11 protein-coding genes are annotated in these 14,362 nt (G+C 59.2%); 5 read left to right on the forward strand and 6 right to left on the reverse strand.

Translation table 11 applies throughout. From position 1 onward, the window contains the following. Positions 1-73: 73 nt before the first annotated feature. Positions 74-448, reverse strand: a complete 375-nt coding sequence (locus tag OH720_RS25850) for a tetratricopeptide repeat protein (protein ID WP_008058695.1) — start codon at positions 446-448, stop codon at positions 74-76. 172 nt (positions 449-620) lie between these two features. Between OH720_RS25850 and pyk the strand changes: the two genes are divergently transcribed. Then, entirely contained in the window at positions 621-2,072 is a 1,452-nt protein-coding gene (gene pyk / locus OH720_RS25855) for a pyruvate kinase (protein ID WP_272603390.1), read from the forward strand. Between the two features lie 205 nt (positions 2,073-2,277). Here the strand turns inward: pyk and OH720_RS25860 are convergent, their stop codons facing one another. From OH720_RS25860 to OH720_RS25875, 4 genes are all read right to left on the reverse strand, one after another. Beyond that, positions 2,278-3,516 carry a hypothetical protein gene (locus OH720_RS25860; protein WP_272603391.1) on the reverse strand — a complete coding sequence of 413 codons (1,239 nt, stop codon included), beginning with the start codon at positions 3,514-3,516 and terminating at the stop codon, positions 2,278-2,280. 216 nt (positions 3,517-3,732) lie between these two features. Continuing rightward, complete coding sequence (locus OH720_RS25865; RefSeq protein WP_272603392.1) at positions 3,733-4,668, reverse strand: iron-sulfur-binding ferredoxin reductase; 936 nt, start codon at positions 4,666-4,668, stop codon at positions 3,733-3,735. Continuing rightward, a complete protein-coding gene (locus tag OH720_RS25870) occupies positions 4,661-5,767 on the reverse strand; it encodes a GGDEF domain-containing protein (protein WP_272603393.1) in 1,107 nt (368 codons plus the stop codon). The genes OH720_RS25865 and OH720_RS25870 overlap by 8 nt, the downstream gene beginning before the upstream one ends. A gap of 183 nt (positions 5,768-5,950) precedes the next feature. Further along, complete coding sequence (locus OH720_RS25875; protein ID WP_272603394.1) at positions 5,951-6,385, reverse strand: hypothetical protein; 435 nt, start codon at positions 6,383-6,385, stop codon at positions 5,951-5,953. 344 nt (positions 6,386-6,729) lie between these two features. Here OH720_RS25875 and OH720_RS25880 point away from each other — a divergent pair, with 344 nt between their 5' ends. The 4 genes from OH720_RS25880 (at position 6,730) to OH720_RS25895 (ending at position 13,161) form a co-directional block, all read left to right on the forward strand. Further along, a complete protein-coding gene (locus OH720_RS25880; RefSeq protein ID WP_008061943.1) occupies positions 6,730-8,253 on the forward strand; it encodes a fumarate hydratase in 1,524 nt (507 codons plus the stop codon). Positions 8,254-8,445: 192 nt separating this feature from the next. Further along, positions 8,446-10,221 carry a sensor histidine kinase gene (locus OH720_RS25885; RefSeq protein ID WP_272603395.1) on the forward strand — a complete coding sequence of 592 codons (1,776 nt, stop codon included), beginning with the start codon at positions 8,446-8,448 and terminating at the stop codon, positions 10,219-10,221. Next, positions 10,206-11,540 carry a sigma-54-dependent transcriptional regulator gene (locus OH720_RS25890; protein WP_272603396.1) on the forward strand — a complete coding sequence of 445 codons (1,335 nt, stop codon included), beginning with the start codon at positions 10,206-10,208 and terminating at the stop codon, positions 11,538-11,540. Before OH720_RS25885 ends, OH720_RS25890 begins: the two co-directional genes overlap by 16 nt. Before the next feature lie 301 nt (positions 11,541-11,841). Further along, complete coding sequence (locus OH720_RS25895) at positions 11,842-13,161, forward strand: MFS transporter (protein WP_272603397.1); 1,320 nt, start codon at positions 11,842-11,844, stop codon at positions 13,159-13,161. Positions 13,162-13,295: 134 nt separating this feature from the next. Here OH720_RS25895 and OH720_RS25900 read toward each other — a convergent pair whose 3' ends face one another. Then, a complete protein-coding gene (locus tag OH720_RS25900) occupies positions 13,296-14,051 on the reverse strand; it encodes a COG4705 family protein (RefSeq protein ID WP_272603398.1) in 756 nt (251 codons plus the stop codon). Positions 14,052-14,362: the final 311 nt, after the last annotated feature.

Consider the following 14,362-nt stretch of genomic DNA (forward strand, 5'->3'; position numbering starts at 1 on the left):
CAAGGCTCCGAACCGGCTTATTCGACTATAGCTCACCGTCACCGGTGAGCCAGCCATTGAATGAGAAACGTAATCAGAAGCGGGTGGGGCGCACCGCCGCCGAGCTGCGCAACGGGTAATGACCCAGCGCTTGCAAGGTTTCCAGACGGGCCTGGGCGCGGTAGGCGTATTCACTTTGCGGATAGGACGCGAGGATGAACTGGTAGGTCTGCGCCGCATCGACAAACAGTTTCTGCCGTTCCAGGCACAAACCGCGCAGCATCGACACTTCCGGCCACACATATGGCCGCGCGCGGCTGGCGCGTTCCACTTTGGACAGCTCGAGCGTCACCTGCTCGCAATTGCCACGGTCATAGGCGCTGTAGGCCAGGTTCAAATGGTGGTTCATCGACCAACGGGTGCAGCCCACGACACTGAGGGCAAGGACGGCTATGAGCACGAATCGCATGGGAGTTCTCCTGACTTGAGCTCTGTATCGACCCGTGGGCGAAAATCTTCAGGCGGCCGGTAACCAAAAGTGTTCGGTTCAATAAACAAACGAATAAGTAGTGCACATGAACAATGACTACACCCCAAGAGCATAGTAGCCTCACTCAGCGCTTGAACTCAGGAGTCTTTGCATGTCCGTCCGTCGTACCAAAATCGTCGCCACCCTTGGCCCGGCCAGTAACTCGCCGGAAGTTCTCGAACAGCTGATCCTGGCTGGCCTGGACGTCGCCCGCCTGAACTTCTCCCACGGCACCCCCGACGAGCACAAGGCTCGCGCGAAGCTGGTGCGTGACCTGGCTGCCAAGCACGGTCGCTTCGTGGCCCTGCTGGGTGACCTGCAAGGCCCGAAAATCCGTATCGCCAAATTCGCCAACAAGAAGATCGAGCTGAAGATCGGTGATCAATTCACCTTCTCCACCAGCCATCCCCTGACCGAAGGCAACCAGCAAGTGGTCGGCATCGACTACCCGGACCTGGTCAAGGACTGCGGTGTAGGCGACGAGCTGCTGCTCGACGACGGCCGTGTGGTGATGCGCGTCGATACCGCCACCGCCACCGAACTGAACTGCACCGTGACCATCGGCGGCCCGCTGTCGGACCATAAAGGCATCAACCGTCGCGGTGGTGGCCTGACCGCACCGGCCCTGACCGAGAAAGACAAGGCCGACATCAAGCTCGCTGCCGAAATGCAGGTCGACTACCTCGCCGTGTCCTTCCCGCGCGACGCCGCCGACATGGAATACGCCCGTCAACTGCGCGACGAAGCCGGCGGTACCGCCTGGCTGGTGGCGAAGATCGAACGTGCCGAAGCCGTGGCCGACGACGAAACCCTCGATGGCCTGATCAATGCCTCCGACGCCGTGATGGTGGCCCGTGGTGACCTGGGCGTGGAAATCGGCGACGCCGAACTGGTGGGTATCCAGAAGAAGATCATTCTGCACGCACGCCGCCACAACAAGGCCGTGATCGTGGCGACCCAGATGATGGAGTCGATGATCCAGAACCCGATGCCAACCCGCGCCGAAGTGTCCGACGTAGCCAACGCCGTGCTCGACTACACCGACGCCGTGATGCTCTCGGCAGAAAGTGCTGCCGGCCTGTATCCGCTGGAAGCCGTGCAAGCGATGGCGCGCATCTGCATCGGCGCTGAAAAGCACCCGACCAGCAAGACCTCCAGCCACCGCATCGGCAAAGAGTTCCAGCGCTGTGACGAGAGCATTGCGCTGGCGACCATGTACACCGCCAACCACTTCCCGGGCGTAAAAGCGATCATCGCCCTGACCGAAAGCGGCTACACCCCGCTGATCATGTCGCGCATCCGTTCCTCGGTGCCGATCTACGCGTTCACTCCGCACCGTGAAGCCCAGGCCCGCGCTGCAATGTTCCGTGGCGTGTACACCATTCCGTTCGACCCGGCTTCGCTGGCGCCGAACGAAGTCAGCCAGAAGGCGATCGACGAGCTGGTCAAGCGCGGCGTCGTGCAGAAAGGCGACTGGGTCATCCTGACCAAGGGCGACAGCTACCACACCACTGGTGGCACCAATGGGATGAAGATCCTGCACGTTGGCGATCCGATGGTCTGAGACCTTCGCCAATAAACAGGCCTCCCAGTTCGCGCTGGGGGGCCTTTTTTTGATCAAAATTCATGATCCCTCCCCGTGCCTAACAGATCTGTCAGTACCGCAAAACGCCGCCTGATGCCAAGAAGAGCGCACCCACTGCAGCTCGTCATGCACGGCCGTAGCTGCGCACGTTTTGCACGCTGAGGGTGAGATACCGCATCGAAAATTAAGGCAGATAACGCGAAATCACCGAGCATTGGTTATCGTTGTCGTAGCCCGCAATCAGTATTTTTCCATCGCCCTGCGCTGTCATGGCAATCTCCCATCGTCTTGTAGAAAACCCCGTGCGAGCCCAGCCGGTTCCGTTAAAGGAGAGGTCGAGCCTGCCACTGCTTTCAAAACGAAACAGTGATGCGCTGCCCTTAGGCGCCACACCGGAGACCAGGAATTTGCCGTCTGCTTGCATCACAGATCGGCTGAAAATCGTACTCTGCTCCACCCTGATGTACAGCGGCTGACCAGCGTTGAATTGAATATTGAAACTGCCATCGGGTTCAAAGCTGGCAAGAAGTCCCGTTTCCCCCGGGTCGCGGTAGCCTGAGCACAAAATTCGCCCATTGGGTTGAAGCATAAGTTCGTTAAACATATGTAGGTGGTCGGTGGGCCGCACTACCACGAATCCTGTTCCTCCGAAAGTGCGGTCCAGTTGACCGTCTGTGTTATAGCGAGCGACAAAGGCGCGTGATACAAGCGTTTGACCACAGACCAAGTACTTTCCATCCGCCTGAACCAACACGTTTTTCAGTACTGAATTATCGTTACCGGGAGTGTCAGGTGGTCGCACGTCGATGTAGCCGAGGTCGTTGAAACTCAGATCAGGAGAACCATCACTCTGTAGCCGGTAAAGCCTGTTGATATAGCTGGATGACTGATCCTGTGCAACACCCACCAGAATTTTCCCGTCGGGCAACAATTGCACGGGGGTCGTGGCAAGCGCCCCCTGTTCCATACGGGTTGATTCCGGATCCTGCGAAGTGACAGAAACAGCATCTGTAGCATCAAGCATTACTTTGCCGCGGGTACCGAACGTCAAGTCAAGAACACCATTGTGCTCATACCGAGCCAGCGTAGTGTTCGATTCCTTTTTCCCCACCAAAAGAACTTTCCCATTATCAAGCAGGTAAATGGCCTTCCCATCTGACCAATGCCCAAACGAGTCAACAATGAGACCGCCATCTGCAAACGTATAGTCTGGCGATCCATCCGCATTAAGGCGTCCGAGCATGTACTTGACGTCGTCTTCTCTATAATCGAATCGACCGGTGTAATAAATTCTCCCATCCGCGGCTGCTGTAAGACCAAAGACGTACAAATCCTTGGAAATGCCAGCAAATCTTAAAGAAGAAACACCGCCGTTACCAAAAACGGGATCGAGAATAGGTGTGAGTTGATCGAGTGCTGACACTTTTTTGCTCCTTCAAACCGTGATTTGTGACCGACGCCAGGTAGCTCGGCCAGTGTCCTTGTGGAGTGAACAGTAGAGCCCAGGGAGATCGGGAAAACCACTGTCAAAACTGACAGCTAGACTGACCGTAAGTCTTTTTTTTCGCCGGCATAAACACAAAATCCTGCCATTGTCATGACAGGATTTTTTGTCTTCCGGTACAACGGAATGATTCACTCAACCACGGGGCAGGAACACATCGGCCAACAGTTGATTGCGCGGCAATCCCGCCAGATACAAGCGCCGGGCAAACGCATCGACGCTGTCCGGTGCCCCACAGACCAAGGCCAGGGTTTGCCGAGAAACCAGCCGCAGCTGCGCCAAAGCCGCCGGCAACTCGGCCGGAGTCCACAGCTCGATACTGAGGTTCGGGCGGCTGGCCGCCATGGCTTGCAGCGGTTTGGCCAGATAATGCTCATTGGCGTCATGGGCCAGGTGAATGACGCGAATGGCGCCCCGATGATCCTGACGCAACGCTTCGCGCAACACGCCAAATAACGGCCCCAGCCCGGTACCCGCGGCCATCAGCCACAGCGGTCGATCGTGCCAGTCCGGATCGTAGTGCAAAGCCCCGCCGCGCAATTCGCCAAGGCGGATCGGATCACCGATGCTCAGGTGACGGGCCGCATCGCAAAATTCCCCCGACTGATGACAATCGAGGTGAAACTCAAGAAAGCGGTCCTCTTCCGGCAGGCTGGCGAGGGAATATGGCCGCGCCACGTTGCCCGCCCATAGCACCAGATGCTGGCCGGCGCTGTAGCGCAATGGCCGCTGTGCAGTCAGGCGCAAGCGCAACACGCTGGGGCTCAGCCAATCGACGGCGGCGACCTCGGCCGGGCGACCGTCCTGCTGCGGGTCGAAGGTGTGCACCTGCAAGTCCTCGACCACCTGACACTGACATGCCAGGCGCCAGCCTTGCTGGCGCTGCTCTGCACTCAAGGCGTCGGGGCGGCTGTCGCTCGGCAGCCCTTGCACGCATTGCACCAGGCACGCATGGCAACTGCCGGCACGACAGCTGTAAGGCACCGACACGCCGTTCTGATTCAGGGCATCCAGCAGATTACTGCCAGCTGCCACTGACCATTGGCGGTCGCCAACACGCAACTCAGGCATCGACGTTTTCCCATGCCGCCGCGCACCGGTTGCGGCCGTCACGCTTGGCCCGATAAAGCGCCTGGTCGGCCCGCTGCAAGGCCTCGTCAAGATCATCGCCCGGTAACAACAGGGTCATACCGGCGGACAGGCTGAGACTGCCGACCTTCAAGCCGATCAACTCGACATCGATAAAGGCGAGGCGCAGCCGCTCGCAACAAGCCGTCAATCGCTCGGCATCGCAATCAGGCAGCAACACCACGAACTCTTCTCCGCCGTAGCGCGCCAGGACATCACCGTCGCGCAGGCAGGCCGACGCCACGCCGGCAAATGCCTGCAACACCTGATCGCCCGCCGCATGGCCGTGAACGTCGTTGATGCGTTTGAAATGATCGAGGTCGATCAGCGCCAGGCCATGCACGACGCTGGCGTCCATGGCCTTGAGTTCGCGCGAAGCCAGGCGCAGGAAATGCCGGCGATTGAACAGTCCGGTCAATTCGTCGGTGGCCACCAGGTCCTCGAGCTGGCGCATCATCCCGCGCAACGTGTCCTGGTGCGCCTGCAAGGCGAAGCGGCGCTGACGCATGCGCAGGCGCGAGGCCTGGACATAACGGGCGTACAACTCCAGCCAGACCAGCACGATAAACAATACGCACACCTGCAACACGGCCAGCGCCGGATCGGCCAGCTGGAAGTGGTAGCCCTCCCACAGCGTGATCGCGCTGAAACTGAAAAACACCAGCAACGCGCACCGCGCAAAGGCACGGCGCGACAGATGAAACAGCCCGAACAACAGAATCAGCACGTAGAACACCAGGAACGCGCCGCGGGCCTCATCCAGATTGGCAATCAACCAGGTTTGCCAGCCCAGCCCCAGCAGCACTTGCGGCTCGGTCAGGCTGGGGTCGGAAAAACGCAGGTTGCAACCGCTGTAGAACACCACGAACAACGCCGCCTGGCTGATGACCACCAGCGCGCTGCCGACCGCGACATCGGCCAGTGGTACATCGTAATGGCCAGTGAAAAACGCCAGCCACAGCAGTAGCAGAGCCAGGGCGTAGGTGCCGGCTGCGAGGCCAAAACGTTTGAGCAACAGGCGCTGGATGGCGTTATGGGTCAATCGTTGACTCACCGTGCGAAGGGAGGCTGCTTGAGTATCCTACTCTACAGGTCGGATGCCACGTTAGTGAGACGAATCATATTTTGGCAGATGTTCATGCTTCGCGACTCCTGTACGAGGGGGGACGTAAATCACCCGCAGGGACATATAGGTTAAATGTATGTCCCTGGCGGGCTAACGATGTCAGGCAGAGATACTAAATGTTCCCTCGGTCAAAAACAGGTTTGCACAACTGAAAGTACCTTCGTAATGGCTTCCTGGCGTGGATTTTGTCAACGTAAAAACAGGGCCCAACCCAGGAAACGACGGATAATCACCAAAAACAAAAACGGCCGCTGCCTGAGCTTCACCTAGCCCAAAATTTATCGGTTGTCCTGCCGTGAGAGTGTTTGGAAAGGTGATCAATAGAGTACCGTTCATAGGCTCACCCGAATCATCGTGCGTCGCGGTTAATACGGTGCGCCCCGCTACTACAGCAAGCACGTGCTCCCAGCGATATTTAGTGCCGCCAAAAGTGAACGATATGTGGCCGGTAGCAGCTTTTGACTTGTGAGACTGAATAAATTTCGTGACTTCTTCCAGGCTCGCCAACGCATCGTTTTTTTCCAAACTATTCATCGCATCCACTCCGTAGGTGATTTTACGGCAGACTTATTGACTGCGCTTTTAACCTATAACACGACTGCTTAATTGGATACTGTCAAAAATGACAGGTATAAAAATTTATTTTTTATACCTGAACACGTGAATATCTCTTTCCATATCGAAGCGTTTCGGGACGTCTACAACCAACGATTGACTGCCGGCGCGTGTACCCGGAACCGAGGCGAGGTATACTGCCGCGCCTTTTTAGCGTCGCGCCAGCATGCCCGGCGTGCCTTGAAAGGTGCTTGCAACCGACCGATGCACCCAAGCTGCAAGCACCTTATTGAATGTTCCCGTCTTTTAGAGGAGCGCGACTCATGACCGTGATCAAGCAAGACGACCTGATTCAGAGCGTTGCCGACGCCCTGCAGTTCATTTCCTACTACCACCCCGTGGATTTCATCCAGGCGATGCACGAGGCCTACCTGCGCGAAGAATCGCCAGCGGCCCGCGATTCGATGGCGCAAATCCTGATCAACTCGCGGATGTGCGCCACCGGCCACCGCCCGATCTGCCAGGACACCGGCATCGTCACCGTGTTCGTGCGTGTAGGCATGGACGTACGTTGGGATGGCGCCACCATGGGCCTGGACGACATGATCAACGAAGGCGTGCGCCGGGCTTACAACCTGCCGGAAAACGTCCTGCGTGCCTCGATCCTCGCCGACCCGGCGGGCGCTCGTAAAAACACCAAGGACAACACCCCGGCCGTTATCCACTACTCCATCGTTCCGGGTAACACCGTGGAAGTGGACGTGGCGGCCAAGGGCGGCGGTTCCGAGAACAAGTCGAAAATGGCCATGCTCAACCCGTCCGACTCGATCGTCGACTGGGTGCTCAAGACCGTTCCGACCATGGGCGCCGGCTGGTGCCCACCGGGCATGCTCGGCATCGGCATCGGCGGCACCGCCGAGAAAGCCGCGGTGATGGCCAAGGAAGTGTTGATGGAATCCATCGACATTCACGAGCTCAAAGCCCGCGGCCCGCAGAACCGCATCGAAGAAATGCGCCTGGAGCTGTTCGAGAAGGTCAACCAACTGGGCATCGGCGCCCAGGGCCTCGGTGGCCTGACCACCGTGCTCGACGTGAAGATCATGGATTACCCGACCCACGCCGCGTCCCTGCCGGTGTGCATGATCCCGAACTGCGCCGCCACCCGTCACGCACACTTCGTGCTCGACGGTTCCGGCCCAGCCTCCCTGGAAGCGCCACCGCTGGACGCCTACCCGGAAATCGTCTGGGAAGCCGGCCCGTCGGCCCGTCGGGTCAACCTCGACACCCTGACCCCGGAAGAAGTGCAGAGCTGGAAGCCGGGCGAAACCGTCCTGCTCAACGGCAAGATGCTCACCGGTCGCGACGCCGCGCACAAGCGCATGGTCGAGATGCTGAACAAGGGTGAAACCCTGCCGGTGGACCTGAAAGGTCGCTTCATCTACTACGTTGGCCCGGTCGATCCGGTGCGCGAAGAAGTGGTTGGCCCTGCCGGTCCTACTACCGCAACGCGGATGGACAAGTTCACCCGTCAGATCCTCGAGCAAACCGGCCTGCTGGGCATGATCGGCAAATCCGAGCGTGGCCCGACCGCGATCGACGCGATCAAGGACCACAAGGCCGTTTACCTGATGGCAGTGGGCGGCGCGGCTTACCTGGTGGCGCAAGCGATCAAGAAGTCTCGCGTTGTTGCTTTCGCCGAACTGGGGATGGAAGCCATATACGAGTTCGACGTGAAAGACATGCCTGTGACTGTTGCAGTCGACAGCAAGGGCGAGTCGGTACACATCACCGGTCCTGCCATCTGGCAGCAAAAGATCAGTGAAAGCCTGGCGGTAGAAGTGCAATAAACTGCACTGAACCCTCCTGAAAAAACCGGCCGGTCGGCAACGACAGGCCGGTTTTTTTTGGCTGGTAACAAGCTGAAACGCCTGCAATCGACCATCACGGTAAAACCCGCGCCAGCGCATGGTTTCGGGCGAGAGATGACTGCCGTCCACATGGTATGGTGCTCCCCCTCATTTTCACCTGTTGTCCACTGCATGCTGCCGACTTCCCGATCCCTGCGCCTGGCGCTGTACACCGTGCTGATCATCGCCGGTGCCGCCATTGCTGCCACCCTGGCCATGCGCCACACCGTACGCCAATCCCTGGTTGAAGACGCGGCCCGTGCCAATCAGCAATTGGCGCTGTACGCCACGTCGCTGCATACCCTGATCGAACGCTACCGCGCCCTGCCCTCGGTGCTGGCGCTGGACCCTCAATTGCGTGACGCACTCAAAGGCCCGGTAAGCCCCGAACAACAGGAGGTGCTTAACCGCAAGCTGGAAAAGATCAACGGCGCCGCCGAGTCCTCGACCCTGGAACTGCTCGATCGTACTGGCTTTGCCGTTGCGGCAAGCAACTGGCGTTTGCCCAGCAGTTACGTCGGCCATAACTATGGTTTTCGCCCCTACTTCAACCAGACCCGAACCCAGGGCACCGGGCGTTTTTATGCCGTGGGGGTGACCAGCGGGATACCGGGTTACTTTCTGTCCAGCGCCGTGACCAATGACGACGGGCAGTTTCTCGGCGCCATGGTGGTGAAGCTGGAGTTTCCCGAGCTGGAGCGCGAATGGCGCCAGGGCAGCGACACGCTGCTGGTCAGCGATGCACGCGGGATTATCTTCATCGCCAATCAGCCGGGCTGGCGCTATCGCCAATTGAAACCGCTGAGCGACAGCGATCAAGCCGAGCTCAAGGCCACCCGCCAATACGACAAGCAGCCGCTGACGCTGCTCGACTATCAATCGCTGCGCCGATTCGACGACAACAGCGAACTGGCGCGGGTCGACGGGCCGGACGGCAAAACGGATTACCTGTGGGAATCCCTGCCTTTGACCGCCGAGGGCTGGACGCTACACCTGCTGCGTCGTCCGCAAGTGGCGTTCGAGGACAGTCGCAACGCCGCCCTCGCCGCGGCCGGCTTGTGGCTGACGCTGGTGTTCCTGCTGCTGTTTCTCAATCAGCGCTGGCGCCTGGCGAAAATGCGCCAGCGCAGTCGTGAAGAACTCGAACAGCTGGTGGAAGAACGCACCCGCGACCTGCGCACCGCCCAGGACGGCCTAGTGCAATCGGCCAAACTCGCGGCCCTGGGCCAGATGTCGGCGGCGCTCGCCCATGAAATCAATCAGCCGCTGACCGCCCAGCGCATGCAGCTGGCGACCTTGCGCCTGCTGCTCGAACACGGCCGGGTCGACGACGCCTACAAGGCACTCAAACCTGTGGATGACATGCTGACGCGCATGGCCGCCCTCACCGGCCACCTGAAAACCTTCGCCCGCAAAAGCCCCAGCGGCTTGCGTGAACGCCTGGACCTGGCGGCGGTGGTGGACCAATCGCTTGAGCTGCTCGACACTCGCCTGCGCGACGAACAGGTCAGCACCGTGCTGCACCTGACGCGCCCGGCGTGGGTGCGCGGCGATGCGATTCGCCTGGAACAGGTGTTGATCAATCTGCTGCGCAACGCCCTGGATGCGATGCAGGATAAACCCTGCAAACGCCTGGAAATCCGCCTCGAAGCCGACGAACAACTGTGGCGCCTGAGCGTCATCGACAATGGCGGCGGCATCGCCGAAGAAAACCTGTCGAAGGTCTTCGATCCCTTTTTCACCACCAAACCGGTGGGCGATGGCCTGGGCATCGGTCTGGCCGTATCCTTTGCCATCGTTCATGAATCGGGCGGACGCCTGAGCGCCGATAATCACGACAACGGCGCGGTGTTCACACTCACCTTGCCTATCGATCCGGAGGCCCCTGGCACATGCTCAATTCAGTAATGGTGGTCGACGACGAAAGCAGCATCCGCAGCGCCGTCGAACAATGGCTGAGCCTGTCGGGTTTCCAGGTGCAACTGTTCAGCCGCGCCGATGAATGCCTGGCGCAACTGCCCGCGCATTACCCCGGCGTGATCCTCAGCGACGTGCGCATGCCTGGCATGTCCGGGCTGGAACTGCTGGCCGAAGTCCAGCGCCGCGATGCCGACTTGCCGGTGATTCTGCTGACCGGCCATGGCGACGTGCCGATGGCGGTCGATGCGATGCGCGATGGCGCCTACGACTTCCTCGAAAAACCCTTCAGCCCGCAGACCCTGCTTGGCAGCCTGCGCCGCGCGCTGGACAAGCGCCGGCTGGTGCTGGAAAACCGCGCCCTGCATGAGCAGGCTGACAACCGTGCCAAACTCGACGCGACGCTGCTGGGGGTGTCCCGGGGCTTGCAAACGTTGCGGCGGCAAGTTCTGGACCTGGCGGCGTTGCCGGTCAACATATTGATCCGCGGTGAAACCGGAAGCGGCAAGGAGCTGGTTGCCCGCTGTCTGCACGACTTCGGCCCACGCGCCGCTAAACCCTTCGTCGCCTTGAACTGCGCGGCTATCCCCGAACAACTGTTCGAGGCCGAGCTGTTTGGCCACGAAAGCGGCGCGTTCACCGGCGCCCAAGGCAAGCGCATTGGCAAGCTCGAATACGCCGATGGCGGCACGCTGTTTCTCGATGAAATCGAAAGCATGCCCCTGGCGCAGCAGGTGAAATTGCTGCGGGTGTTGCAGGAGCAGAAGCTTGAGCGCCTGGGCTCGAACCAGAGTATTCGTGTGGATCTGCGCATCATCGCCGCGACCAAGCCGGACCTGCTCGACGAAGCACGGGCCGGACGTTTTCGCGAAGACCTGGCTTACCGCCTGAACGTCGCAGAATTGCGCCTGCCACCGTTGCGCGACCGGCGCGAAGACATTCCCTTGTTGTACGAGGCCTTTGCACAGAGTGCCGCCGAGCGCCTGGGGCGCACCTTTGCACCGTTGAGCGGGCCGCAGTTGAGCCATCTGTTGAACCACGACTGGCCCGGCAATGTGCGCGAACTGGCCAACGTTGCCGAGCGCCAGGTGTTGGGTCTTGGCGAGCCTGTACCGGCGGGCATCGAGCCGGGTCAGTCTCTGGCAGCGCAGCAGGAAGCCTTTGAAGCGCAGTGCCTGCGCGCCGCGTTGACCCGGCACAAGGGTGATGTGAAAGCGGTGCTTGAAGAGCTGCAACTGCCGCGCCGTACCTTTAATGAAAAGATGCAGCGGCATGGACTGACGCGGGAGATGTTCCTGCAAGAGAACTGATTCTTGCAGTGCTTCTTCTGGCCTCATCGCGAGCAGGCTCGCTCCCACATTTGAGCTGTGCACATCGCCCCCTTGTGGGAGCGAGCCTGCTCGCGATGAGGCCGGTACACGCAAAGCAACTTCAGGAACTGTTAAGCGGTTTTTCGCTTACACCCTCTCCAGAATAAGCGGATTTCCGCTCAATCAAACCTCAATACCCCTCTAAACCGGCCCTCTCCCTCTTGGCACAGCTCCTGCTATAGCCCCCGCAGGCTGCGTTTATTCGCGCTCCACAAAAAATAATTAGACGAAGGATCCTTCAATGGATAACTCCAATACCCTGCCCCGTGGGTCGGTTGCCGCGCCGACAAAAGAACGAACCACCTCCAGCCGCATCAAGTCGATCTTCAGCGGTTCCGTCGGCAACATGGTCGAGTGGTATGACTGGTATGTCTACGCCGCTTTCTCCCTCTATTTCGCCAAGACCTTCTTCCCCAAAGGCGACACCACCGCACAACTGCTGAACACCGCTGCGATCTTCGCCGTGGGCTTCCTGATGCGCCCTATCGGCGGATGGCTGATGGGCCTGTACGCCGACAAGGTCGGACGCAAGAAGGCCCTGATGGCCTCGGTGTACCTGATGTGCTTCGGCTCGCTGCTGATCGCCCTGAGCCCGGGCTATGAAATCATCGGTATCGGTGCGCCGATCCTGCTGGTGTTCGCCCGCTTGCTGCAAGGCCTGTCGGTCGGTGGCGAATACGGCACCTCCGCCACTTACCTCAGCGAGATGGCAACCAAGGAACGTCGTGGTTTCTACTCCAGCTTCCAGTACGTGACCCTGATCTCCGGCCAGCTCATCGCACTGGGCGTACTGATCATCCTGCAAAACGTACTGACCACCGAAGAGCTGTACGCCTGGGGCTGGCGCATCCCGTTCGCCATCGGCGCGCTGTGTGCCGTGGTCGCGCTGTACCTGCGTCGTGGCATGGAAGAAACCGAGTCGTTCACCAAGAAGGAAAAGGCCAAGGAAAGCGCGATGCGCACCTTGATGCGCCATCCGAAGGAACTGATGACCGTGGTCGGCCTGACCATGGGCGGTACCCTGGCGTTCTACACCTACACCACCTACATGCAGAAATACCTGGTGAACACCGTCGGCATGAGCATTTCCGATTCCACCACCATCTCTGCCGCCACGCTGTTCCTGTTCATGTGCCTGCAACCGATCATCGGTGGCCTGTCGGACAAGATCGGCCGTCGTCCGATCCTGATCGCCTTTGGCGTACTGGGCACGATTTTCACCGTGCCGATCCTCACCACCCTGCACACCATCACGACCTGGTGGGGCGCGTTCTTCCTGATCATGGCGGCACTGATCATCGTCAGCGGCTACACCTCGATCAACGCAGTGGTCAAAGCCGAGCTGTTCCCGACCGAAATCCGCGCCCTGGGCGTTGGCCTGCCGTACGCCCTGACCGTGTCGATCTTCGGCGGTACCGCTGAATACATCGCGCTGTGGTTCAAGAGCATTGGCATGGAAACCGGTTACTACTGGTATGTCACCGCGTGCATCGCCGTGTCGTTGCTGGTGTATGTCACCATGAAGGACACCCGCAAGCATTCGCGGATCGTCACTGACTGACAGCCGCATCGAGGTCGGTCATACCGGCCTCTTCGCGGGCAAGCCTCGCTCCTACAGGTTTGAGTCGATCACAAATGTGTGAACGGCATCGAACTGTAGGAGCGAGGCTTGCCCGCGAAGGGGGCACCTCGGTATCAAGTCAACTCGGCTGCCGCCCGTTTACCGTATTTGTTCTGCGCATACGAAGCCCCCGCAATCATCACCACCAGAATCCCCGCCAACACCAGCGATGAACCGACAGTGCCGAAGTCCAGGCCACCCTTTTCATGGGGCTTGGTCAGGAAATCACCCAGCGTCGCGCCGAACGGCCGGGTAAGCACAAACGCCACCCAGAACAACAGCACCGACGAAATTTTCGTGAAGTATTTGAATAGCACGACCAACGCAATGGCCGAGCCGATCAACAGCGCACCACCGGCAAAGCCAAGCCCCGAATCATCGGCCAGGTAATCGCCAAGTGCGGTGCCCAGGGTGTTGGAAAACAGAATCGCCATCCAATAGAACATCTCACCGCGAAAGGTCTGGACCTTGGTCACGTTCAGCGAATCGCCGCTGAGGCGCCAGGCGGCAAAAATCCCTATCAAAACCGCAATCAGGATCATCGAGCCCGTGGCGTAGCCCAGTTCAAGGGTGCGGTCCATGAAGTCGGACATGGTGGTGCCCGCCGTGCTGGTCGACAGGATCACGATCCAGTACAGCACCGGCTTGTAGGTTTTCGCCATCAATTGCGCAGCCAGTGTCAGCACAAACACGCTGATCAAAATCAGCGAGCTGATGGCATAGCCCACGTTAAGGGTCATCGACAGCAAATCTCCGGCGGTTTCCCCCAGAGTCGTCGCGCAGATTTTCATCACCCAGAACGCCAGGGTGATTTGAGGAAGTTTATTCATCGGGGATAGAGCTCCAGTATTCATGACGACCCTTTCTTCGGGTGATGCCGCGGTGCGCAGACTGGAGGTCAGTGGGTGAAAAATGGGTAGGCGCTTTATGAAAAATCTGTCACACGGGCAAAAGAGCGGATTAATCACGAGTTAATGCGCTCCCCTCATCCTGAACCTGCCTGATCGATTAACTGCCATGCGCCCATTCAGCCCCTGAAAGCGCTGACGTCTATCGGCGTTAACATCTACTTAATCGATTGCTTCTAACATTATTTTGCGCTTTTTAATCAGTTTAATTGGCGTAGCATGAAACCCATGCC

Source organism: Pseudomonas sp. WJP1 (genome assembly GCF_028471945.1).
In the GTDB taxonomy this organism is placed as follows: Bacteria; Pseudomonadota; Gammaproteobacteria; order Pseudomonadales; family Pseudomonadaceae; genus Aquipseudomonas.

What these genes read in the sequence shown, in the direction of transcription:
- OH720_RS25895 (WP_272603397.1), top strand. Translation starts at nt 11,842, where the DNA reads ATGGATAACTCCAATACCCTGCCCCGTGGGTCGGTTGCCGCGCCGACA.
- OH720_RS25865 (WP_272603392.1), bottom strand. Translation starts at nt 4,668, where the DNA reads ATGCCTGAGTTGCGTGTTGGCGACCGCCAATGGTCAGTGGCAGCTGGC.
- OH720_RS25885 (WP_272603395.1), top strand. Translation starts at nt 8,446, where the DNA reads ATGCTGCCGACTTCCCGATCCCTGCGCCTGGCGCTGTACACCGTGCTG.
- OH720_RS25850 (WP_008058695.1), bottom strand. Translation starts at nt 448, where the DNA reads ATGCGATTCGTGCTCATAGCCGTCCTTGCCCTCAGTGTCGTGGGCTGC.
- OH720_RS25900 (WP_272603398.1), bottom strand. Translation starts at nt 14,051, where the DNA reads ATGAATAAACTTCCTCAAATCACCCTGGCGTTCTGGGTGATGAAAATC.
- OH720_RS25875 (WP_272603394.1), bottom strand. Translation starts at nt 6,385, where the DNA reads ATGAATAGTTTGGAAAAAAACGATGCGTTGGCGAGCCTGGAAGAAGTC.
- pyk (WP_272603390.1), top strand. Translation starts at nt 621, where the DNA reads ATGTCCGTCCGTCGTACCAAAATCGTCGCCACCCTTGGCCCGGCCAGT.
- OH720_RS25890 (WP_272603396.1), top strand. Translation starts at nt 10,206, where the DNA reads ATGCTCAATTCAGTAATGGTGGTCGACGACGAAAGCAGCATCCGCAGC.
- OH720_RS25880 (WP_008061943.1), top strand. Translation starts at nt 6,730, where the DNA reads ATGACCGTGATCAAGCAAGACGACCTGATTCAGAGCGTTGCCGACGCC.